A 22,670-nucleotide genomic window follows, 5' to 3' on the forward strand; every position below is an offset into this window, starting at 1 on the left:
TTAAAGCAAAAATCGATGTTTAAACAGCCTTCCTTTTTCCTGATCCTATTCATAGTTGCCGGGCTGCTTTCCTGCCAGAGCAAGAAGGAAGAGCCGCAAACCGAAATCTCAGCAGTTCCGCCGAAAATTGTTTTTGTAATCGGTGACGAAGAGTATCGCTCGGAGGAGTCTATGCCGATGCTGGCCGGAATTCTGCGGCGGGAACTGGAAGCCGAGATCAGTCTGTGTTATCCGCTGGATAGTGCAGGGTACATCGATCCCAATCGACTGGATAATATCGCGGGATTGGCTGCCCTGGATTCTGCCGACCTCATGGTCCTCTTTACCCGTTTTCGGGTGTTGCCTCCTGACCAATTGAAACACATCCTCGATTATGCGGAATCCGGGAGACCTATGGTTGGATTTCGCACAGCTACTCACGCCTTTCTGTACCCGGATAGTTCGGCTTATACCCACCTGAATGCGGAATGGCCGGCCAAGGTTTTCGGACAGCAATGGATAACCCATCACGGCCATTTCGAAGATGGGAAGATTCCCCTTACCGCGGTCCGTCCCGATACAACGGTGAGCCATCCAATCCTCAAGGGGGTCAGTCCTTTCCAGGCGTATTCCTGGCTCTATCATGTAGATGGAGGCGACTGGCAATTGCAGGGGGACAGCAAGCCACTGGTTTTCGGACGTGCCCTTCGCTCAGGACACGAAGCTGCCGGGCGATTGGCTCAATTCCCATTGGATAATCCGGTAGCCTGGACCAAAACCTATTCGGGTGATAGCGGGAACGTATCCCGGGTATTTTTTACCACCTTGGGTCATCCCTATGACTGGCGCAATCCCAATATGCGGCGCCTGGCCCTGAACGGGATTTACTGGGCCCTGGATTTGCCTGTTACGGATAGCCTGGATGTAGCCTATGCCGCCCCTTACCTACCCAACAACTCAGGATTTGGCCAAAAGTTCAAGCAAGGGCTCAAACCGGAGGATATGCCAATCGTAGTTGGGGACGGGCAATAATCCTTCACCCGCTCCCGGGCGAAATTCACAACAAAATCCTTTAAAATTCACTAAATCCCGGAATTTCTCGTTTGTATTGGCAAACCAATAGTTATGAAACGACTGATATTCGGAGTATTTGCTCTCTTCTTCACTGGAGGCATTCTGGCCCAACAAGGGGTAAAACTAGGGGGAAACGTTAGTTTACCAATTACCGAGGAACTCAACGACCGGGTTGGTTTGGGTGTGGGCCTGGATCTGGGGTATATGCATGCCCTGGGGGAGCGCGTGGATCTCGGTGTAATGACCGGGTTCATTCACGGGTTTGCCGAAAAATACGAGGTTGGCGGAGCCGACCTTCCTTCAGTTCAATTCATTCCTGTGGCGGCTAGTGTCCGGCTCTGGTTGTCCAATTCATTTTCCTTAGGTGGAGATGGGGGTTATGCCCTGGGACTCGCCGATGAACACGAAGGTGGGGTATACCTCAAGCCGATCGTCGGTGTTTTACTCGGTGCCCAAACGGAGATTAACCTATCCTATACCCAGGTTACCGGCGATATTTTCGACTGGTCTACCGTGAACTTCGGGATTCTCTACACCTTCCCCCAGAAATACAGAACGCGATACTAAGTACCGCGTCTGTTCTCATTGTTTTCAGCAGCTCGCTATCCGATAATCCGGCGATCCTCCTGAGATCCCACAAAGGGTTGATGGTAATAGCGCTTGCCCGCCTTGCGATACATTGCATTGGCCAACGCACCCATTACCGGGGGTAAGGAAGGTTCTCCGAGTCCGGTAGGATCAATACCATTATCCACAAAGAATGTCTCAATCTCACGTGGTGCCTCGCTGTGGCGGATTAAGCGATAGGTGTCAAAATTATCCTGTTGGGGTTTCCCATCCTCAAAAGTTAGTGCACTAAAGGTGGCATGTCCGATTCCATCGACGATACCCCCTTCGATTTGATTGCGGGCACTAAGCGGATTAATCACGATTCCGCAATCGACAGCGCACCAGATCTTATCGGCTCTGGGCACCCCCGCATTCATTTCCACATCCAGTACCTGAGCCACATAGGAATTATGGCAATAATAGGCCGCCACCCCGCGCTTCTCGGCATTCGGGCTGCTGGAATCCCAATTTGATTTGTCACGAACGAGTCGCAACACGCCCGCATAACGCTCGGGATCGTAGTCATTCTTTTCAGGATCACCTACAGGATCATTGATGGAGCGATCAAAAAGTTCCAGGCGGAAGGCAATCGGATCCTTCCCAGCGGCTTCGGCAACCTCATCGAGGAAGGCGTTTTCCACCCCCGCCATAAAATTCGAGGTGGGAGCCCGCCAGGCTCCTGTAGTAACTTCTGTACGAAGCGTATGGCCTTCAGAGAGGTAATTCTCTACTGCTCCGGCCGGAAAACGGTTGGCAAAATAACCGCCATCATTCGTGCCCGCAGCGCGCATATGCCAGGCGATTAACTTACCATCCGCATCGAGTCCTGCGCGATAGCGCACCATGTAGGACGGTCGATAGGTTCCCTGGGTCATGTCGTCCTCCCGGCTATAAACCACCTTAACGGGTGCCTGGATCCGTTTGGAAATAACGGCCGCCTCTACCGCGAATGATCCATACAGCCTCCGGCCGAAACCACCTCCCATACGGGTCATCATGATATCGATGTTCTCTTTTGGCATCTCCAGGATGCCCGCCAGGGTATTTTCCAAATACTCCGGGGTTTGAATAGGACCCAGCAACTCCGCCTTGTCGGCGGTAACATGGGCAAAGAAATTCATAGGCTCCATGGTGTTATGAGCCAAATAGGGAGCGCTGTACGTCTTTTCTACGATGGTGGCGGCCCGGGCAAAGGCGGCTTCCGGGTTGCCATCTCTTCGACCAGGGTTATCGGGCGCCTGCTCCAGGAGTTTCGCCAATTCGGTGTTGTGGTATTCCGTGCTTTCCAGTGGACCATCGGCTTCCCATTCCGCCTGAACTGCCCGCTTGGCCTGCATGACTTCCCAGGTAGAATTGCCAACGATTACCAGCATCTCAGGAACATGGCCGCCATCGGACCACTGAAGCTCCGCACCCTCTGGATAAACCACCTGGTGGAAGGCGTCCTGAATTCCGGGCATGGCTTTGATCTCCTCGAGGTTAGCGCTTTTGAATTTTTGCCCAAAGGCAGGGGGATGCACGACCATCGCAATCCGCATGTTGTCGCGATCCACATCGAGTCCGAACAGGGGCTGGCCGGTTACGATTTTCTTCCCGTCCACATTTTTCCGATCTGTCCCGATGATGCTGAATTCACCGGGTTCCTTCAGCACGACCTCCTCAGGTACTTCCAGGGCGCCTGCGGCTGCTGCCATTTCGCCATAGCCAGCACTATTCCCACTACCTTCATGACTAATCATACCGGCTGCGGTAACAATTTCGCCTACGGGTACCTGCCAGGCGTTCGCCGCCGCTTGTTTGAGCATTTGACGCGCTGTGGCTCCCGCTAAGCGCAAGCCCTGCCAACCCTGGCGAATCGACTGGCTTCCTCCTGCCAGTTGCCGGGTAAATATATCCGTGTTCAGCGGCGCTTGCTCCACGAGTACTTTAGCCCAATCCACGTCGAGCTCATCGGCCACGATCATGGGCATTGCGGTTTTTACATTCTGTCCGATCTCCGGGTTGGGCGACATTATAGTTACCAGGCCATTGTCTCCAATTTTGAGGAATCCATTTATATCGAACCAGGAATCCGGCATTTGCAAGGCGGCTTCCATAGCTGCTTCATCTTTGCAGGATGCCAACCAGCTGAATCCCAGTACGAGACCCCCGCTTGCCAAACCGGTGTTCCGGATAAAGGCCCGTCTTCCAAAAGTTGTTTTCACTAAAGTCATAATAGTATCTTTTTAGGCGTTGCTCCCGGCCTCGGCAGCTCGTTTAATGGCCTTTTTAATTCTCACATAGGTTCCGCATCTACAGATATTTCCATTCATCGCAGTTTCGATCTCCGAATCGCTTGGGTACGGGTTTTGGGCAAGTAAGGCAGAGGCATTCATAATCTGCCCTGCCTGGCAATAGCCGCATTGGGGTACATCTTCCTCCAGCCATGCCAATTGTACTGGATGATCCCCATTTTCGGACAAGCCTTCTATGGTTGTCACTTCCTTATCGCCGATTGAAGAAATCGGCAGGGAGCAGGATCGGACAGCCATCCCATCCAGGTGGACGGTACAGGCCCCGCATTGGGCAATTCCGCAGCCAAATTTGGTACCTACGAGCTTAATGTGGTCCCGGAGCACCCAAAGCAGCGGCGTGGACGGATCTACCTCAACGTCACGTGAGGTCCCGTTAATTTTTAGAGTGTAAGTTGCCATGGAAAGTAATTTTGTTAGAAGTTAAGGATTATTCGCTTTTGGCACTTGGTTTTACCAAAGTTTAACGCATCCCTGAATTGCCCTTAGCGAACAAGGGAAAACCGTAGAAAGGGCAACATCCGCATTGGCCGATAACCCGCCACATCGTATCTTTCCGGTATTTAGTAAAGTGTCTTCATGGCTACCCTACCCCGTATCGTAATTGTCGGCGCCGGTTTCGGCGGAATAGAACTGGCAAAAGCACTCAAATATACCAAGGCCCAAATAATCCTGGTCGACCGCAACAACTATCACAATTTCCAGCCCCTGATGTACCAGGTGGCGACGGGGGGTATGGAGCCGGACAGCATTGCCTATCCCGTGCGACGCATCTTCAGGATGCAGCATAACCTCACTTTTCGAATGGCCGAAGTTACCCTTGCAGACTGGGAACGCAGCAAATTACATACTACCATCGGAACCATTCCCTATGACTATTTGGTAATCGCCACAGGGAGCACGACGAACTACTTTAATTTTGAACCTCAGAAAGACGAACTCCTCACCTTGAAATCCGTTCCGGATGCGCTGAACATCCGCAGCTATTTATATCAGAACCTGGAGAAAGCCCTTGCCGATTACAGCGGGGAATCGCTGGAGGAAATAATGAATGTCGCTGTAGTGGGGGGTGGCCCTGCAGGCATTGAACTCGCAGGGGCCCTGGCGGAAATGAAAAAGCACGTTATCCCCAAAGACTTTCCGGACCTGGACACCTCTCGAATGAGCATTAACCTCTACCAAAGCGGAGATCGGGTTTTAAATGCCATGTCGGAAGCTGCCTCTGCCAATGCCCTGAAATACCTGCGGGAACTAGGGGTTAATGTACATCTGAATTCCCGGGTATCGGCCTATGAAAACGATTGTGTGATGCTGGAGGACGGCTCCTGTTTTCCAACGGACACGGTTCTGTGGACAGCAGGGGTATGTGCTGCACCGATAAAAGGGCTTCCAAAAGAAGCTTATGTCGGAGGGAATCGGCTGCAAGTCGATGCGATTAACCGGGTAGAAGGAACTAAGGAGGTTTTTGCCATCGGAGACGTAGCCGCCTGCATTACAGAGGATAACCCCCGTGGACTTCCCATGCTTGCCCCGGTGGCTCAACAACAAGGGAAGCATCTGGCCAAAAACCTGAATCGACTGCTGCGCAAAAAAGAAACGCGCCCCTTTACTTACAGGGATAAGGGAGTTATGGCTACTGTAGGCCGGGCCAAGGCCGTAGCCGATTTACCCTTTGTGAAATTGCGCGGGAGCTTTGCTTGGTTTATCTGGATGGGTGTTCACGTTTTTTCCCTGGTAGGTTTCCGAAATAAACTCTCGGCCTTATACCAATGGGCATTCAATTATGTGAGCTACGACAGACCCCTGGGCCTGATTATCCGTCCGTACCGGCGGGAAACCAAAAACGAAAATTCAGAATGAAGACAAGTACGCAAATAAAAAAGCGCCTGGCGCTATTGATCCCGGCAGTGATGCTGCTGGGGTTTGTGCGCATTTGCGCCCAGGATGCTACTACTGCTGCACCAACGCCACCTGAGGAATACCGACTTGTGGTAGAAGGATTTGACTGGGGACCGGCAGTAAACAAAGTTATCCTGAATTATCGGGAAGAATTAACCAACCTTCCGGAGGGAACCTTTACCGTTGAAGCGAGGCGGTCTTCTGAAAAAACGGAATTGCCGGAAACCCTGCGCTCCGGTATACGGGAAGTAATCGGCACCTATATCTCCGACTATCGGGGAAATCGCACAAACAGCGGTAATTACCTGACCCTGGTGCTCAGTGTAGGCCCGAACTTGCCGTTGTCCTCGCCCTTTCATTATCTGTTCACACCGGAGATTCAGGGAAACATATGGATCGATTATCAGGTTCGTGTTACCCATAGCTCCGGAAAGCGCATCTGGAACGTAAAGACAGGCAGGTTCTTACCTCAGGCCGATCGCTTTGAGCTGGACAAACAATTCGAATACGAGCCCGGGAAGACGCTGACCTATGCCGACTATACCCCTCCAGCTAGCGATGGAAAAAAACCATTGATTATCTGGCTGCATGGCGGAGGTGAAGGAGGAACCGATACAACGGTGCCGCTGTTGGCGAATCGGGCTGCGAATTATGCTTCTCCCGAAATCCAGCGGATCTTTGGCAGCGCCTACGTCCTGGTCCCTCAAACACCGACCTTTTGGATGAATCGGCCTGGGGGTGGATACACGACCGGGGAGGTAGAGGATATTTACAACGAAGGCCTGATGGCCCTGATTATGGATTATGTGCAGGAGCATCCTGGTATTGATCGCGACCGGATCTATCTTGGCGGATGTAGCAATGGGGGGTATATGACCATTAAATTAATGCTGAAGCATCCGGACTTTTTTGCAGCGGGCTTCCCAAGTGCCCTGGCGTATTCCAATGAGTACATTTCGGATCAGGAAGTAGAAATCCTAAAGGATCTTCCTATTTGGTTTATCCATTCGACCGATGACCCGGTGACACGACCCGAAACTACCGTGGTTCCGCTTTACAAACGATTGATGGATGCCGGAGCCAAGAACATCCATTTCTCTTACTATAAACACGTAGTAGATATTACCGGACAATACGGGGGGAAAGACTTCTATTACAACGGACATTTCTCCTGGATCTATTCCCACGCCAATCATGCCGCTCTCGATTTCGATGGAGAACCCGTGACCGTAGACGGTAAACCCGTAAAGGTTATGGAATGGCTGGCGGCCCAAAAGCGCTGAAGGCCGAGTTGCTCAGCGGAGTTAATGTATGCGGGAATACTAATCTACAGAAGCATATACTGCCTGTAAGAGACGTTCGGAATTTATGAATCCGCTGTCGTAGGCGTCGTCCCACTCCGCAGTTAATCCCATAGACTGTACCTCTTCCAGGGTTTTGCCAGCGTCCTTGGCGGCCTTGACGCGGTCGCGTATCAGGCGTACCATATCGGTATAAACCTGGAGTTCCTTTTTGGAGGAAACAGGCCCGTGTCCTGGAATAATACGCGTCTCTTCATCTACAATGGCAAGAGCCATCCCTAAGTTGGAAACCAGGCCATCGATATCTCCACCAGAACCCAGGTCTATATAAGGGTAACCACTGATAAAATTATCGCCCATATGGATAACATTAGCCTCTGGAAAATAGACATAGGTATCGCCATCGGTATGGGACGGCTTTACATACATCAAATGCATGCTGTTGAGGCTATCGAGGTGGATCGTCATTTCCTCATTAAAGGTCAGCTGTGCCAGGGCAATATGAGGGGACCCCGGAACAATGCCACGTTCCCCACGGTCCTGCGGAGTGCTCATCCGCTCCCTTACCTGCCGGTGTGAAATCACTATTGCGCCTTCACGAGCAAGGTTGGCATTTCCTCCGGTATGGTCGCCATGCCAATGGGTATTAACCACAAATTTCAGGGGCTTGTCGGTCAGGCTCCTGATCTCAGTCAGTATCTTCTCGGAAAGCGGTCCGAATTGATCGTCTATTAAATAGGCGTACTCCTGCCCCAGGGCAAGGCCCATATTTCCACCTGCACCATATAGGACATATATCTGATCCTTTAGTTGTTCGCTCCTGATTTCCACGTTGTCCCAGTTGCGCTGGGCGTTGAGGGATGAAATACATAGGATTCCCAGGAGTAGTTTTAAGACTTTCATAGTGGGTGCTTTTATTGGGTCGCATTATTTATTTCCAGAAAGCGCCGATCCCCTTTAAAGGTAACCACTTCGATTCTGGTGGTATTTTCTGGGGAATAGCTTAACCAGCGTGAGGTACTTCCCAGATAGGTATTGCCATATGTGAACTCAACCTTACGCCTGCCACCATCCGTATCATAGATCACTGCATAGGCGTCGTCGGCGTTTACTTCAAGGGAACTCAAGCCGGTTTCATTGTAAGAATGAATCTTTATTCCCTCGTTATTCATTCCGCTCACCACAATAGGCGTCTGATCGGCTAATCGCAGCAATGCAACCCCTTTAGCACTTCCTCCAAGCATAAGCCCACTTTGTGCAGCGGAAACTACCCGGAAGCCTCCCCTGCCATCCCCCAGGAGACAGTATCCAATTGAGGCATCGTTCTGACCAATAAAAGGTTCTATGTCGTATTGATTGCCACTAACCAATAGGTCCAGGTTTCCATCGCCGTTAAAGTCGGCAGGCAACATCCCGAATACCGTAGAAAACTGAACTTCTGGCGGTAAAGTTTTAAGTACAAATTTTCCGTCACCCAGATTTTCGAGATAGGCCGAAGCGAAGGTATACGCCCTGAGCTTTTCTGCCTTGTCCAGCCCAATGTCGGCCCGGACTTCTTCAAAGTCGGCATTGGCGTAATTGTCGTAGTTCAGGTAGGTCCCTTTCATAGCGCTGATTTGGCTGATCAGGATATCGCGGGTATGAATAAGGTGCTCCTCCCCTTCCCGAAAGCAACTAATGAGCGGATCTATCTTTCCATTGCCATCAAAATCCCCTACATAGATGGTAAGGGGTTCTTCGGGAGAACTTTTATAGTCGCTGTTCAAACCGAAATTCCCGAGGACATAATCCATGTCGCCATCGGCGTCGAAATCTCCAGGTACAATACTGTTCCACCAGCCACTGGTAAACTCAAGACCGTTGGAGCTGCTCACGTCCTCAAAATTGCCATGGTCATTCTTCAGGAAGGTTATTTCCATAAATTCCCCGACCAGGATCAGATCCATCCACAGGTCATTATCAAAATCCGTCCACAGGGCATCTGAGATCATTCCCAATTCCCGGGTACCTAAAACTTCCTGAGTAACGTCCACAAAATTTCCATCCTGGTTCTCAAGCAGAAAACTTTCCGGGCTTCGCGGGTAAAAACCATTGATCACCCTTCCCGCGATGAAAACATCCAAATCCCCATCCTGGTCGTAATCCGCAAGGGAAACGGCACCACCCCGTGATTTTCTCTTGAATAGTTCGGCACAGGTGAAATTCCCCTGGCCATCATTGTAGTAGACCACATCTGTAAAATTCATTAAAGCCATTTCTTCAATGCCTCCCCCATCTATGGAAATTAAATCCAGGTCACCATCGCTATCCAAATCAGCGAGCACAACGCCCATATCCTCCCGGGGTCCATTACAGGTCATTATTTGATAGCTAAACGAACCATCATTTTGCTGTAAATAGAAGGCACCCGGTTTTTCCTTTGTGCCCCCTACATAAAAGTCTTCCAAGCCATCGCCATTGATATCGCCCACAGTAACCCCAGGCCCAAGTGAAGTATTCATCTTCAGCAGCGTAGACTGCAGTTTAAACTCATTAAAGTCATCTTCATTATGAATGTAATTGACCCCAAGCTTACTGGCTACTTCCGTAAACAAAGTTGTATTGCTATTTGGAAGTCCCTCCCCAACAAATTGCTTCAGGGGATTTGAAATTGCCTCGGCATCCTCACGTCTTACCTGTAAATTTTGATTGACCTCCACCTCATAAAGTACCTGCTGCTTACCGTCATTCCAAAGAATCCTCAGGGAATCCAGTGCACGGGTCTTGCCTAGTCCAAAATGGATTCCACTTTCCATTGTTGAGAGATAACCCCTGACCGAATTACTGAATTTGTAGAAAACAGTATCCCCCGAATATGCCCATAATTTGGTGCCGGAAATGTCGCCATGGGCAGCATCCAGTAGATCAACAGTGAGATAGGCCTTACCGTCATCGGCGTCCTTACGCTCTCGGATCGTATTTCTGTAGAGACTTGCAGGATCATCAATATTATTGATCACAAGGTCTAAATCCCCGTCGTTATCCAGATCGGCATAGGCAGCTCCATTGGAATACAAGGGTTTTTCCAGCCCCCACTCCATTTTTTTATCCGTAAAGGTCAGGTCCCCGTTGTTCTTATATATATAATTCGCAAGCTTGATCTCCGGAAGGCCTTCGATCCTGATCAGTTCGTTCTTTATGAGCTCTGACTCATCGGCATACTTTGCTGGTCGCTGCGTATAATCCTGATAATCAAGGTTGGTAATGTCTCTGCGGTATCCGTTCGTTATAAATAGGTCATTCAGGCCGTCGTTATCGAAATCTGCAATCAGGGGCGCCCAACTCCAATCCGTATTATGGATCCCGCTGTACTGTCCGATTTCACTAAAGGATTGATTGCCATTGTTGAGCTGCAAGGTGTTGCGAACAAATTGTGGGGTATATCCAAGGCTTAAATTCCGAAGGAAAACATCACGACTCGGCTTAATCACTGTCTGCTTTATTCGCGAATTACTACTGGGAAACATGTCAACAGTAATCATTTCGACCTGGCCGTCATTGTTTAGGTCGCCCAGGTCATTCCCCATCCCATTATAACTGGTATGCTTGAGGTACTCGCCAATTTTGTTGGAAAATGTACCATCCTGATTATTGACCCAAAGCAGGTCATCGGTAAGGAAATCATTGGATATATACAGGTCCGGCCAACCGTCCTCGTTAATATCGCAAAGGCTTACCCCCAGGCCAAAACCCTCTTCAGTAATACCTGCCTCCCGGCTTATATCCGTAAAACTTCCATCTCCATTGTTTCGGTATAACCGATCAGTACTGGTTGCACTTCCATCGCTTATTTTCATTCGGGAAGTGTTTCGGTTAAAATTGACAAGCGCATTGGTCAGGACGTATAAATCCCGATCTCCGTCTTTATCAAAATCGAAAAAAACGCTTTGTACGCTAAAGCCAGTATCGGCTATGCCGTGCTCTGCGGCCATTTCTTTGAAGGTGCCGTCTCCCTGATTCACATACAGCTCATTGGCCCATTTCTCGGCAGGCCATTCTCTTAAGCCCCCATGACTAACGTAGATATCCAAATGGCCATCGGCATTGATATCGGTTAGCGAAACCCCGTTAGACCAACCTTTGGAGTCAATACCAGAAGCTTGTGTGACATCTTCGAACTTCCAATCCCCACGGTTAAAGTACAGCCTGTCTGCTACCTGATTTCCGGTAAAATAAAGGTCCTTTAACCCATCTTTATTAAAATCTCCCACGGCGACTCCACCTCCGTTGAACATATACTCAAAATTGAGGATGTTCACTGTGTCATCCGGGGTAAGGCGGTTGTTGAAATCTATCCCGCTTACTTCCTTTGAAACTAATTCAAACAATGGATCTTCTTTCGGGGCCTGAGTTTCGGTTTCGCAGGAGGATAGTAAACCTCCAAGAAATAATCCCAGAACCATCCCCCGAATAGTTAGTCTATAGCTACGCATTTCCAGATTTATACATTTTTGAAGGGTATCCCCGTAGATTTGTATCAGACTTTAATGTTGCTTACAAATAAAAGGAAACTTATAAACTCATGGGTTAATCCATCCCATCTAATTCCAGAGGTTTTTAAGTATTAAAAGGTCTATAGGGTTTTCCTGCTGAAAAGCTCTATTCCGGAATTGATAGAAATTCCCGAGTATGATGTCCGTATCCCCATCCCCATCCATGTCTCCTTTATCCATGACCAGCCAATTTCCTTTCGCTGAAAGTGGGGTTGTCTGAGCTGCGAACGCTAAGTTTTTCCCGCCCAGGTTTTCAAGGTAAACAAACCCGCGCTGAGGATCTGCCTGAAAATCGGGAAAAAATGCCATTGCTGCCAGATCAAGATCCCCATCCTTATCAAAATCCTCTACCAACACCCTGGTTGCCCCGTGCATAGGGAAAAAGTAGCTTTCCTCAAACTGATTTTCCCCGTCGTTTAGAAAGATCCGCACGCCATGATAGGGTTTCAATACTATGGAATAATCGGCATTATCTCCATTTGCAAGGATAACGTCCAGGAATCCATCCGCATTGATATCTGCCAATTCAAACCAACTCGAACCGAATTCCGGCGTAAACTGAAGGGCCTCCTCTATTTCAAAATTCAGCTCCTCCTGCTGATATAATATTTTCATTCCTTCCCGCGCCTGTCCGAATAAGGCCAGGATATCCTTCCGACCATCGTGATCCAGATCGGCAATGGCCACCTTGATACATCCGGGGAGGCTAACCAATTCCCGCTTCTCGTATTCCTCCTCTATATTTCCCGAAGGCTGGTTAGACCGCTCAAGTAAGGTAAGTGCGCCGAAGTTGTTGCCGAATTCACTGATAAGGATTTCTTCCTGTCCATTATTGTTTAAGTCTTCAATATGGGTAAAAACAGGCCTGCGAAGGTTTCCGGCCAGGGTATCTATAGCACCCGCCGTGATCCGAAGAAGATGTCCACGAGCTAAATCCGAAGGGCCCAAATAACCAATTAGGGTCACATAATCGGAATCGTCCCGTCGAAAGGTTGAGACCACCGGAGAACCATATTGCGTCCTTGGGTCCAGGTTTTCTGAGTGTCTGTAACTACGTCCGAGCGCGTCGCCTATCCAAAAGGCTTCCCGAAGTGAGTCAAAAGAGAGGCTGGTAATAATCCCATGGCTTTTATTTTGCTCCACGGTATGGATTTCCGCTTTGAACTGCTCTAATTCTGCTACCTCCTGTTTGGTTATTTCAGGTAAGGCGTCCGGAGCCTGAGCTAATATGTACGCTGTTAATTGTGCCTTTTGAAGACTGTCTAATGCGGGAGCTCCTTGCAGGTTCCACATCTGCGGAAGCACCGTTTCGGCCCAAATCCGCTTTGGTAAATGCTGAGGATCCGGGAGCATATGACAGGAACCGCAATAATTCTGATACGCTGATTGCATTTCTGCCTGAGCTTTACTCCTGGAGTCAGGCAAGCAATTGGATAGCGAAATCGCTACTGGTAAAAGCAATGCTAGTTTTATGGTTCTGCCAACTCTCAAAATTTTTCCTCCTAAAGTCTTCAATAAGACTAAAAAAAACAGGGCGCTTAAGACGCCCTGTTTACTTTAGCTAAACTCAAACTAAAATTGCAAGTAATCCCGGAATTTTAATATCCTGGATTCTGCTCTAATACTCCCTGACTTAAATCAATTGAAGTTAAAGGAATAGGTAAGAGATCAAAATGAGGCTGATAAGCATTCATTTTAGGACCAAAGTTCCCGATGGTTCGTGTTTCATTGGTCACGTACTCTGTGATGACGTCACCAGCAATTCCCCATCTTCTAAGATCGAATAAGCGGTGACCTTCCATCCCTAATTCAACACGTCGCTCAAATCGAACGGCTTCAATTGCAAAGGCGGCATCCGGGAAAGAAGGATACAGACCAACCTGATAATTGGCTGCAGGACCGCTTCCATCAATAGCCTGAACAACTGAGGTATTCATAGCACGCTCACGCACCTGATTTACGTAGTTTAGTGCCGTTCCGGTATCCCCCAGTTCTGCAGCAGCCTCAGCGGCCATCAGCAGTACATCGGCATAGCGAATAATGTTGTAATTCAACCCGGAGTGCTGCTGTCCCCAGCCACCTACTCCCTGGCTTTCGCCAAGCTCGCTGGCCTGATAAACATTCTTCTTAGGCAGGTAAGGCCCGGAGATATCAACAAAACCGGCACGGATCCAGTCTTTACCGATATGCTCCCCGAAACCGTTATAGTCGATACCTCTTCTACCTACTGTATAATCCAAACGCGGATCTACAGGGGTTGTGGTATCCGGATCAAAAGCTTCACTACTTTCTATTCCGTAGTCATTCAGGAAATCCTGGTCATTAAAAGTATCGATAAGTGGAAGTCCGTTAGCATCTACCTGGAAGGCGTTGGCCAAATCAATGGTAGGCTGGTAGAATCCACAACAGGATCCGAATGGACCTCCTCCGGGGAAGTTCAGCGTACCCGCAATATTCCCATTAAAGGATTGCCCGGCATCAGCAGCAAATTGAATCGCAAAAACAGACTCCGGTCCATTCTCGCCAGCGGCATTGAAGTTATCCAGGTATTCTGCATTCAAAGCGAATTCGCCACTATTGATTACCGCATTAAGCTCGGTTAAGGCAGCGTTCCAATCCCCTTGATATAGGTGCGCTTTGCCCATATAAGCTCTGGCTACAAATGCCGTTGGCCGTCCCGGATCAGGTTGATCAGCACGCGATGCCGGTAGGTTGTCTATCGCAAATTGGAAATCAGATTCGATCTGCTCCCAGGCAGGACCCGTATTGGGCTGATTGAATTCAAGATTTTGGAAATTCTCCACACTAACGATGGACACATTCCCAAACAACTTAGTCAATTCAAAATAGAAATGTCCGCGCAAAAAACGCGCTTCTGCCTCCTGACCGGTGATCGTGGCTGCTTCACTGGGTAACAGCGATTCTCTATCGATTCCTCCGATGACAGCCAGTACATTGTTTGCACGATTCACACCGGCATATAAGGCTGTAAACTTGCCTCGGAAATAATCGTTGGCGGTCTGCCAATCTAACGTCTCAATTTGAAATAGTTCGATCTGGTCACCATCGTTACTCCCTTTATGGGCGTCATCAGTGATTACATCGCACCACCAGCAATCGCCTCCAACGGCAAACTGGTTTCCTTTATTATTTGATCTCCATCCATCGAGCATTCCGTAAGCTCCATTCAATAAGAGGTCTACCCCTTGCTGATTGGCCAAGGCCTCGTCGCTTAATGCGCCAATGGCCGGAGTTTCTGAAAATTCATCTCCACAGGAAAGCCCCACAAATAGAATTGACAATAAGTAAATAAACTTCTTTTTCATCTTTTTACATTTTTAAATTTACGCCAAACACAAAGATCTGAGGAACGGGGAACGTATTGAATTCCACCCCTTGAGTAAAAGCAGAGTTAGCTCCACTACTAGGCAGAATTTCCGGATCTACCCCATCGTACCCCGTGATTGTGAATAAGTTAGTAGCATTTGCATAAATACGCAAACTGGAAATCCCCCAGCTATCGGTAACACTAGCAGGTAGTGTGTACCCGATCACCAGGTTTTTTAATCTTACAAAAGAACCGTCTTCAACGAAGAAGGAACTCGGATTGGTCTCCCCGTTTAAAAGCGTAAAGCTCAAAGCCGGTTGTGATCCGTTAGGATTGGATTGCGCATCGAATGCGTCCAGTACCCTGGCATTACGGTTGGCATCGGGGAAGGTTGGAAAATCGGTAAAGATTCTTTCATAGTTGTAAATGTCGATCCCGGCTACCCCTGCAAAGAAGGCACTGAAGTCCCAGTTCTTGTAGGTGGCATTCAGGTTCAATCCGAAGGTAACATCCGCGATGGGGTCTCCCAAAAAGTCCCGGTCGTCGTCATTGATTACTCCGTCACCGTTCAAATCAACATAACGGATACGACCTACTCCAGCACTTGGGGAGGAGAATCCCTGATCGGGTCCGGCCTGTACTTCAGCTTCTGAACGATAAATTCCATCGGCAACACGCCCGTAGAAGGAAGAAATAGGTTGCCCTTCCTCGGTACGGGTTATGGGTCCACCACGGAACGATTGACCTACTATAAAGCCTTCCAGACTGGTAACTTCATTATCTACCAAGGAAACGTTCAGATCTGCTCCCCATTGGAAGTCACTATCTCCTGTACTCTGGTATCCCAGGGAGATATCAAAACCAGTGTTTTCAACATTTCCACGGTTTACGAAGGGCGCACCTGCATCAATAGCTGTATCGCTAATAATGGTTTCATCAGAAACAATAAGATCCTGGGTGGTGTTTTTGAAGAATTCCACAGACAGGTTCAATGCATTATTTAAGAATCCAAAATCAGCACCGATATTTAACATTTTAGTAGTCTCCCAGGTCAGGTCAGGGTTACCAACTCCGGTTAAAGCTGCACCAGCTCTCAGATTGGATCCCCCGTCGAAAACATAATCTGCGATGGTATTGTTCAGACTATTGATATTAACCCCAGGGTTGCCAGATGGCAATTCCTGGTTTCCTACTAATCCGTAAGAGCCAAATAATTTCAGGCGGCTAACTACTCCGTCTGAAGGAAAGAAATCCTCGTTGCTCATTACCCAACCTGCACTAACGGAAGGAAATACGTCACTTTGGTTATCCCCTATAAAGCGCGAGGAACGATCCCTACGTACTGTTGCGGTAACCAAATACTTGTTCGCGTAAGAGTAATTTACCGAACCAAATACAGAAGACAGGGTGTTGATGAAATCAAATGTACCCCCAGGGTTTACAATGGGAGCTCCTGATGCATTACTCAATAAGTAGAAATCAGGGGTCTCAAAAAGGAAACCTGTCGCCAAAACCTGCAGACTCTTCCCGGTGTTTTCAATCGCTTCAAGTCCCAGGATAGCATTCACGCTGTGATCCCCGAAATTCTGAACATAGTTAAGCGTATTGGTCCAAACCCAGCTTTGGGTCTGTTGGTTCCTTTCCGTAAGTGTATTTGTAGAACGAGGTTCTGCGGATTCCGGATCCAGAGCCAGGAAATCCCGTTGGGCGAAAATACTCAGATTCCCCCCTAAGGTAGACTTGATGGAAAGGTTATCTGTGATTGCCAAACTGGCATAGACATCTCCGATAATTCGCGTTTCCCTGAAAAAGTCATCACCGTTCCGCGTGAGGGTAGCCACAGGGTTAGGCGAATTGGAGAGTCCGAATGGGTTTCCATAAGGTCCTGCAAATCTGCCGAGGTTATCCCGTACCGGAATCAGTGGGCTGGTACGCATCGCGCGGTTGGTTTCACTGGCGCCGATATTCTGGGTATTACTGTAAGCGACATTTAAGTGTTCCCCAATCGTGAGGCGCTTCCCTATTTTAAACTCAGAATTCAGTCGAATTTGCGCCCGTTTGAAGCCGGTAGCCAATTGAATACCCTGACGATCCAGATAACCGATAGTAGCAGAAAACTTCGAATTTTCAGTACCGTTTGATAGTGTAATGGAGGCGTTTTGCGTAAGCGCGCTCCTGAAAATCTCATCCAGCCAGTTGGTGCCTCCTGGTCGTACAGGTGCCACAACTTCTTCACCGGTACCCAAGAAACTAACTCCTAAGAGTTGGCTTGGGACCTGTGGTTGTCCTCCATTGGGGAAGAATTGTGGGTGGCTGATATCAGCTACAGGGGTCCCATTCCGAATGGCGTCATTAGTTAAACTTTGAAAGAATACGTCTCCCAACTGCTCCGGATTTAACAAGTCCGGAAGTCGATTGGCTCTTGAAAATCCTGTTGATACATCGACGTTAACAGAAAGCTTATTCTGATTGTAGTTACCTCCTTTGGTGGTGATGATAATTACCCCGTTTGATGCACGCGCACCATAAATTGAAGCAGAACCATCCTTAAGGACGTTGATCTGTGCAATATCCTGAGGATTAAGAGTATTCAGAATATTTGGATCCTGTGTCTGGGTCCCATCAATAATGTAAAGCGGGTTGTTGTTGTTCGGTGTTCCCAAACCACGGATCCTTACGATAGGAGCAGCTCCGGGATTACCTGTATTGGTAATGGTTACACCGGTCGCACGGCCTTCCAGTGCCTCCGCAACGTTAACCAAAGGTTGTTTCGTGGCTTCAGAAACATCAACTGAAGCAACCGCTCCGGTAAGATCACCCCGGGTTTGCTGTTGGTAACCGACGATAACCACCTCATCTAGCTGACTGGCTTCTTCTGTCAATTGAACATCGACGGTGGTGCGGCCATTAACCGCCACCTCTACCGTTGCAAAGCCGACATAACTAAAAACAAGCGTGGCATTCGGGTCGGTATTAATCGAATAATTTCCGTCGAAGTCTGTTTGAGTTCCCGTTGTAGTGCCTTTCACCAAAACGTTAACTCCTGGGAGTGGTGCTCCATCTGCATCCAATACCGTTCCAGAAACTGCGTTCTGTAGTTCTTCTGACGCAGGGAGAGATTCGTTCATTGCATAAGCATAGTTACTTCCGCAAATCAGTAAAGCCATAATGGCAACCACAAAATTGCGCGGCAAACAAAACCTCCTTTTGGACATATCGAACAAGGCGAGTATTCCATTGGATTTTCTCATAATCATGTGCTGTTAGTTAATTGAATTAGGAATAATGTGTAGGCATTTTTTGCCTGCAAAAACATAAAAATGCCATTTGACTACTAAAAGTATCTAAAGCAAAACTTTAGTTTATATATTTTTTTGTCATTTTATAGTACTATTTTGTCATCAAACGTTTGCGGAATGACTCGATTTAATCTTATCATTCTGTTTATCAAGTATTTATAATTTTAACCTTATTTTTCTTACATACTGAGAATTTGCCATTTTATCAATGTTTAGGTCCAATTATTGTCAAGGTAGAAGCCAATTAATAATTTCTTTATTGAATTCTTATTAATAAGATTGCGCTTCTCCAATTCCTAATTCTTGACAAATTACAACGCTTGCATTTTCATAAATCAATCGAATAGCCAATGAGTCTACTTCAGACATACGAAAGAGAACTTACTCCCCTATCTCCCCAGGATTGCTTTTTAGTATTGAATCGAATCCGGGACAATCTCGATTACCCAATTCATTTTCACCCTGAACTTGAATTGAACTTTATTGCAAATGGCAAAGGAATACGCAGGACAGTTGGCCTGAGTTCCGAAGTAATTGATGATTACGAATTGGTACTGTTAGGACCCAATGTTCATCATAACTGGGAAATGCACTATTGTGATCATAACATACACGAAATAACTATTCAATTTCACAACGATCTCTTAAGCAAAGGCCTTTTAAAGCGAAGTATGATGCAACCCTTAAGAGATATGTTTGCCCGATCTACAAGGGGTATTTTATTTGACAAGAAAGAAGTGATAAAAATCGCACCCCGGCTAATGAATTTATCTAAGCTGAATGGTTTCGAAGGCCTAATAGAATTATTCAAAATTCTTCACGATCTCTCCAAAACGAGCGGGCAGCGTATTCTCTCCCATGAAAAACTCGCTTCCGACGAATTTGGGAATAGCGATCAAACCCGGGAGTTCTATTTCTACATACAGGAAAACTATCATAAAAAAATCAGCTTAAAAGAACTGGCCGATCAATTGAACATGAGTGCAGTATCGCTGAATAGATTTGTAAAGAAAACCACTCACACCACGTTCGTCAATTATTTAAATAAAGTTCGAATAGAGGAAGCCGGAAAAATGCTTATTCTGGAAGATTTCCCCATATCTGAGATCGCATATCGATGTGGATTCAACAATATGTCCAACTTTAATAGAGTTTTCAAAAAACTAAAGCTTTCTACCCCACTGCACTACAGGAAACTAAACCGGTCAGATCAACGCATACACTAGTTATTGTGTAACGCCCGCTGCAGCATTTTCATAGAATTCCATGGCCTGCATATAATTCTGAGCGCCTTGCATGCTTAGATCATTGATAAAGCCGTCGAGCTCCTGGTGGTTTCTTGCAACCCAGCGCACCAGGCTATCCCGGCGTGCCTCCCAGGTTTCCCAATCGGCCGAAGGGCATTCCCCGATGGCAATGTTGCGAATCTTCCCATCCTTGAAATAGATCCGACGCTCGCAACTGAGTGGATTATTCCGGAGGAATTCGTAACGCACCGATCGGGAAGCGACCATGGCGACAATTTCGTCGCCTTCCTCCTGCATCTCCAGGATTTCATAACCGGGTTGGAAAATCGAATCCCATCGAAAATGCTCGTAATAAACTTCCCCGTAAAAATCGGTGCTGAAATCCCCTTCGGAAATGGTCAGGGTGTCTGAAATAACTGCCCGGGCCCTATCAATACTTCCGATATTCAGGGCAGCGAAATATTCTTCAACTTGGGTTTTGTGGTCTGCTGTACCGGAACTACAGGCGAAAAGAAACCCCGTTATCAAAATCACCGTAAGCGACCAAATATTGAATCGTTTAGTTTTCAAGTACACCTTTTAATTTAATCCCCTTCCATCCCATCATTACAAAGTATGCGCCGTCCTCGTCCTGCAGGAACTCAAAGCTCTCAGCAGCCTTGGGATCCTCAAAAAATACGCTGTCAGATTCGGCTTGCAGGATACCGATCGATTCCCCATCCTGGAATACCTCAAGACCGCCGGAGGCCGCCTTAAACTCCAGGGGAATATCCATATCGGCAAAGTAATAAGTTCCTTCGTATTGTTCCAATATTTCATCTGGCAAGGTAATCCCTGTCCTGTTGATTGCCTTGGGCACCTGATAGGGATCTCCATTCAACAGGGCAACCATATCTACAATGGTTCTCTGAAAGGGCATTTCGTCGTAGTTCGCGAGCAACACAAAATTAAAGTCGGCCGCTACATCGGTGTAGATCTGAGCGCGGATCCCATCAGAGCCCCCGTTCTTTTCAATAATCCCCGACTCATCCCGCAACAAGGAAACATAAGGCTCTTGTTTCACATGGTCCAGGAATAAATTGAGGTCATGTGCTGTGGAATAAATTCGGGATGTTCTGAGCTCTTCCGGCAGAATATTAGGCACCTGTACCAGGGAATCGGAAACCAGCTGATGATTCTTTGCCAACCGGCGAAGATTATCTTGTTGGGTATAAAAATGAGATCCGGTATCTTCCATACCCAGTGGCTCAAATATTTCATTCTGTAAATACTGGGCAAAGGGCTTCCCAGAAATAGCTTCCAGCACGTAATAAACCATTTCATAACCGACATTAGAATACTGATAGTCTGTTCCCGGGGTAAATAAAAATTCCTGTTGCTGCGCCCAGAATACAATTTCCTCAGGAGTCATATCCAAGGCGTCGCCTTCATAGCCTTCAAAGTCGCGTGGGAGCCCGGAAACGTGATCGAGCAGCATTTCCAGGGTAATCTGATCGCCCATGGGGAAGTCCGGGAGAAATTCATCGAGGGTTTGTTTTCGGCTTGCCTTTTCTTCCAATTCCAATTTCACCAGAAGATAGCGGGCCATAAGCTTGGTTACGGAATGAATATCGAATTGGGATTCCGCAGTTACGTAAGTGGAACTACCCGGATCCTCATTCAGGTTATAGGCCTTGGCGAGGAGCAGCGAATCTCCCCGGGTAGCCAGGATAACCCCATTGAACTCATCCAGTTCCGTGAGGGCATTGAAATAAGTGTCGAGCTGGACAGCTAAGGTATCGGACTCATTTGCAGTGGCATCTGCGTTTTCTGGAGCATTCTGTTTGCAGGAAATTAGTAAAGTACAAACCAATAAAAGGGAAACAAACGACTTCATAGACTTGAGTAGCGGATTAATTGCATGCCTACCGGGGATTGCATAGGCTATCCATAAGTAGTCGTACCCGGGAATTCGTTACAGGAGGAAGTTATGTTGGTAGTAACCCATAAGTAATGAGCACATACATCAAAATGGCTGTGCCGGCGGTGCTCGCGAATATCGCACTCTGCCAGAAATATACCTTATTACCCCAGACACTGAGCCAACGCTGACCAAAGGACTTTTGGACATAGCCACGCATGCCTACGTAGTATAACAGGTTAATAAGCAGGAAAATAGAAATCGCAATAACCAGTGTCCAGACGTTATCCATAGCCAAAGGGTTTACTTAAGGCTTAAGATACGGAATTCTCGCTAAGCCCATGGATATTCAAAGCAGCCAGAAGAAAAGACAGGGCGGCCTAAAGGTATTCGATCAATTGAATATAATTCCCGCAGGTATCGTCGAAAACAGCAATTTTTACCGTACCCATTTCGGTTGGTTTTACGCTGAATGAAACACCCAGGGCAAGCAAACGATCGTACTCGGCTTGTACGTCGTCTACGTCGAACTGCGTATAGGGAAATCCGGCTTCGGTTAGGGCATCCTGAAATACCCTGGAGGGTTCAAAATGCAGAGGAGCGGGTTCCAAAACCAATTGCACCCCATCCTGGTCTTCCGGGGACACCACGGTTAACCAACGATCCGTCTCATTGACCGGGATATCCAACTTCTTGATAAATCCGAGGATCTCGGTATAAAATGCTAATGCCTTGGCCTGATCCCGTACCGGGATGCTTATCGCAGTTACTCTCATGACTATCGGTTTGTTTACAGGGCTTAATTTCCGATAAATCAGATAAACTTACTTGTCGAAAATTGCTCTTTTGCGAAATTCCCGGGGCGAAACCCCATTCCTGCTCTTGAAAAGCTTGCTGAACGAACTGGGGCTTTCAAAGCCCACTGCAAAGCAGGTTTCGGTTACCCCCATTCCCTCCCTGAGGTATTCCTTGGATTTATTCAGGCGGGTGGAAATCAGGTACTGCTTGGGGGTTTGCCCGTAATACTTCCGGAATAAGCGCAGCAGGTGATACTTGGATACAAAACGGTCCTTGGAGAGTGCTTCCAAATCCAGGTTTTCGGAAAAATTATGCTCGATTAAGTTGCGCACACGAATTACCGTTTCCAACTGCCCGGGGTTGGCGTTGATCTTTTTTTGGTACTTGGCGAGTTCGGTCAGGTAATTTTCCAC

Annotated in this window: 17 protein-coding genes; 5 read left to right on the top strand and 12 right to left on the bottom strand. The window is 47.7% G+C overall.

Translation table 11 applies throughout. The features are described from left to right. The first annotated feature begins 15 nt into the window (after positions 1-15). Positions 16-1,011: a ThuA domain-containing protein gene (locus tag BM318_RS02230; RefSeq protein ID WP_092982031.1), complete on the top strand. Its 996-nt coding sequence runs from the start codon at positions 16-18 to the stop codon at positions 1,009-1,011. 93 nt (positions 1,012-1,104) lie between these two features. Further along, the gene (locus tag BM318_RS02235; protein ID WP_092980316.1) at positions 1,105-1,620 is read left to right on the top strand and encodes a hypothetical protein; all 516 of its coding nucleotides are present in this window, start codon (positions 1,105-1,107) and stop codon (positions 1,618-1,620) included. A 35-nt stretch (positions 1,621-1,655) separates the two neighbouring features. On the opposite strand, the gene BM318_RS02240 is transcribed toward BM318_RS02235, so the two are convergent. Beyond that, positions 1,656-3,875 carry a xanthine dehydrogenase family protein molybdopterin-binding subunit gene (locus BM318_RS02240; protein WP_092980319.1) on the bottom strand — a complete coding sequence of 740 codons (2,220 nt, stop codon included), beginning with the start codon at positions 3,873-3,875 and terminating at the stop codon, positions 1,656-1,658. 12 nt (positions 3,876-3,887) lie between these two features. Next, the gene (locus tag BM318_RS02245) at positions 3,888-4,355 is read right to left on the bottom strand and encodes a (2Fe-2S)-binding protein (RefSeq protein WP_092980322.1); all 468 of its coding nucleotides are present in this window, start codon (positions 4,353-4,355) and stop codon (positions 3,888-3,890) included. A 177-nt stretch (positions 4,356-4,532) separates the two neighbouring features. On the opposite strand from BM318_RS02245, the gene BM318_RS02250 reads away from it, so the two are divergent. Further along, positions 4,533-5,813, top strand: coding sequence for an NAD(P)/FAD-dependent oxidoreductase (locus tag BM318_RS02250; protein ID WP_092980324.1), 1,281 nt, complete (start codon positions 4,533-4,535; stop codon positions 5,811-5,813). Beyond that, positions 5,810-7,135 (top strand): prolyl oligopeptidase family serine peptidase, encoded by a 1,326-nt coding sequence (locus tag BM318_RS02255; RefSeq protein WP_092980326.1) that lies wholly within the window; start codon positions 5,810-5,812, stop codon positions 7,133-7,135. The genes BM318_RS02250 and BM318_RS02255 overlap by 4 nt, the downstream gene beginning before the upstream one ends. A gap of 39 nt (positions 7,136-7,174) precedes the next feature. On the opposite strand, the gene BM318_RS02260 is transcribed toward BM318_RS02255, so the two are convergent. From BM318_RS02260 to BM318_RS02280, 5 genes are all read right to left on the bottom strand, one after another. Continuing rightward, positions 7,175-8,056 carry an MBL fold metallo-hydrolase gene (locus tag BM318_RS02260; protein WP_092980328.1) on the bottom strand — a complete coding sequence of 294 codons (882 nt, stop codon included), beginning with the start codon at positions 8,054-8,056 and terminating at the stop codon, positions 7,175-7,177. Positions 8,057-8,067: 11 nt separating this feature from the next. Continuing rightward, positions 8,068-11,625: a VCBS repeat-containing protein gene (locus tag BM318_RS02265; RefSeq protein WP_092980330.1), complete on the bottom strand. Its 3,558-nt coding sequence runs from the start codon at positions 11,623-11,625 to the stop codon at positions 8,068-8,070. A 108-nt stretch (positions 11,626-11,733) separates the two neighbouring features. Next, positions 11,734-13,077 carry an FG-GAP repeat domain-containing protein gene (locus tag BM318_RS02270; protein WP_143099899.1) on the bottom strand — a complete coding sequence of 448 codons (1,344 nt, stop codon included), beginning with the start codon at positions 13,075-13,077 and terminating at the stop codon, positions 11,734-11,736. Positions 13,078-13,283: 206 nt separating this feature from the next. Continuing rightward, complete coding sequence (locus tag BM318_RS02275; RefSeq protein WP_092980334.1) at positions 13,284-15,011, bottom strand: RagB/SusD family nutrient uptake outer membrane protein; 1,728 nt, start codon at positions 15,009-15,011, stop codon at positions 13,284-13,286. 4 nt (positions 15,012-15,015) lie between these two features. Further along, the gene (locus BM318_RS02280) at positions 15,016-18,264 is read right to left on the bottom strand and encodes a SusC/RagA family TonB-linked outer membrane protein (RefSeq protein ID WP_177218241.1); all 3,249 of its coding nucleotides are present in this window, start codon (positions 18,262-18,264) and stop codon (positions 15,016-15,018) included. An 809-nt stretch (positions 18,265-19,073) separates the two neighbouring features. Between BM318_RS02280 and BM318_RS14475 the strand changes: the two genes are divergently transcribed. Beyond that, positions 19,074-19,538 carry a helix-turn-helix domain-containing protein gene (locus BM318_RS14475; RefSeq protein WP_245759718.1) on the top strand — a complete coding sequence of 155 codons (465 nt, stop codon included), beginning with the start codon at positions 19,074-19,076 and terminating at the stop codon, positions 19,536-19,538. On the opposite strand, the gene BM318_RS02290 is transcribed toward BM318_RS14475, so the two are convergent. The 5 genes from BM318_RS02290 to BM318_RS02310 form a co-directional block, all read right to left on the bottom strand. Beyond that, the gene (locus BM318_RS02290) at positions 19,539-20,129 is read right to left on the bottom strand and encodes a hypothetical protein (protein ID WP_143099900.1); all 591 of its coding nucleotides are present in this window, start codon (positions 20,127-20,129) and stop codon (positions 19,539-19,541) included. Further along, the gene (locus tag BM318_RS02295) at positions 20,119-21,435 is read right to left on the bottom strand and encodes a serine hydrolase domain-containing protein (protein ID WP_092980341.1); all 1,317 of its coding nucleotides are present in this window, start codon (positions 21,433-21,435) and stop codon (positions 20,119-20,121) included. The genes BM318_RS02290 and BM318_RS02295 overlap by 11 nt, the downstream gene beginning before the upstream one ends. 91 nt (positions 21,436-21,526) lie before the next feature. Continuing rightward, positions 21,527-21,751, bottom strand: coding sequence for a hypothetical protein (locus BM318_RS02300; RefSeq protein ID WP_092980343.1), 225 nt, complete (start codon positions 21,749-21,751; stop codon positions 21,527-21,529). 88 nt (positions 21,752-21,839) lie between these two features. Continuing rightward, positions 21,840-22,235, bottom strand: a complete 396-nt coding sequence (locus tag BM318_RS02305) for a VOC family protein (protein ID WP_092980345.1) — start codon at positions 22,233-22,235, stop codon at positions 21,840-21,842. Positions 22,236-22,283: 48 nt separating this feature from the next. Then, entirely contained in the window at positions 22,284-22,670 is a 387-nt protein-coding gene (locus tag BM318_RS02310; RefSeq protein ID WP_092980347.1) for a helix-turn-helix domain-containing protein, read from the bottom strand.

It is taken from the genome of Robiginitalea myxolifaciens, from assembly GCF_900115205.1.
Taxonomy (GTDB): domain Bacteria; phylum Bacteroidota; class Bacteroidia; order Flavobacteriales; family Flavobacteriaceae; genus Robiginitalea; species Robiginitalea myxolifaciens.

Excerpts from the sequence above, each read along its gene's own strand:
- BM318_RS02270 (WP_143099899.1), bottom strand. The coding sequence starts at position 13,077 with ATGCAATCAGCGTATCAGAATTATTGCGGTTCCTGTCATATGCTCCCG.
- BM318_RS02280 (WP_177218241.1), bottom strand. The coding sequence starts at position 18,264 with ATGAGAAAATCCAATGGAATACTCGCCTTGTTCGATATGTCCAAAAGG.
- BM318_RS02255 (WP_092980326.1), top strand. The coding sequence starts at position 5,810 with ATGAAGACAAGTACGCAAATAAAAAAGCGCCTGGCGCTATTGATCCCG.
- BM318_RS02275 (WP_092980334.1), bottom strand. The coding sequence starts at position 15,011 with ATGAAAAAGAAGTTTATTTACTTATTGTCAATTCTATTTGTGGGGCTT.
- BM318_RS02250 (WP_092980324.1), top strand. The coding sequence starts at position 4,533 with ATGGCTACCCTACCCCGTATCGTAATTGTCGGCGCCGGTTTCGGCGGA.
- BM318_RS02240 (WP_092980319.1), bottom strand. The coding sequence starts at position 3,875 with ATGACTTTAGTGAAAACAACTTTTGGAAGACGGGCCTTTATCCGGAAC.
- BM318_RS02265 (WP_092980330.1), bottom strand. The coding sequence starts at position 11,625 with ATGCGTAGCTATAGACTAACTATTCGGGGGATGGTTCTGGGATTATTT.
- BM318_RS02245 (WP_092980322.1), bottom strand. The coding sequence starts at position 4,355 with ATGGCAACTTACACTCTAAAAATTAACGGGACCTCACGTGACGTTGAG.
- BM318_RS02305 (WP_092980345.1), bottom strand. The coding sequence starts at position 22,235 with ATGAGAGTAACTGCGATAAGCATCCCGGTACGGGATCAGGCCAAGGCA.
- BM318_RS02230 (WP_092982031.1), top strand. The coding sequence starts at position 16 with ATGTTTAAACAGCCTTCCTTTTTCCTGATCCTATTCATAGTTGCCGGG.
- BM318_RS02295 (WP_092980341.1), bottom strand. The coding sequence starts at position 21,435 with ATGAAGTCGTTTGTTTCCCTTTTATTGGTTTGTACTTTACTAATTTCC.
- BM318_RS02260 (WP_092980328.1), bottom strand. The coding sequence starts at position 8,056 with ATGAAAGTCTTAAAACTACTCCTGGGAATCCTATGTATTTCATCCCTC.
- BM318_RS14475 (WP_245759718.1), top strand. The coding sequence starts at position 19,074 with ATGAATTTATCTAAGCTGAATGGTTTCGAAGGCCTAATAGAATTATTC.
- BM318_RS02235 (WP_092980316.1), top strand. The coding sequence starts at position 1,105 with ATGAAACGACTGATATTCGGAGTATTTGCTCTCTTCTTCACTGGAGGC.
- BM318_RS02300 (WP_092980343.1), bottom strand. The coding sequence starts at position 21,751 with ATGGATAACGTCTGGACACTGGTTATTGCGATTTCTATTTTCCTGCTT.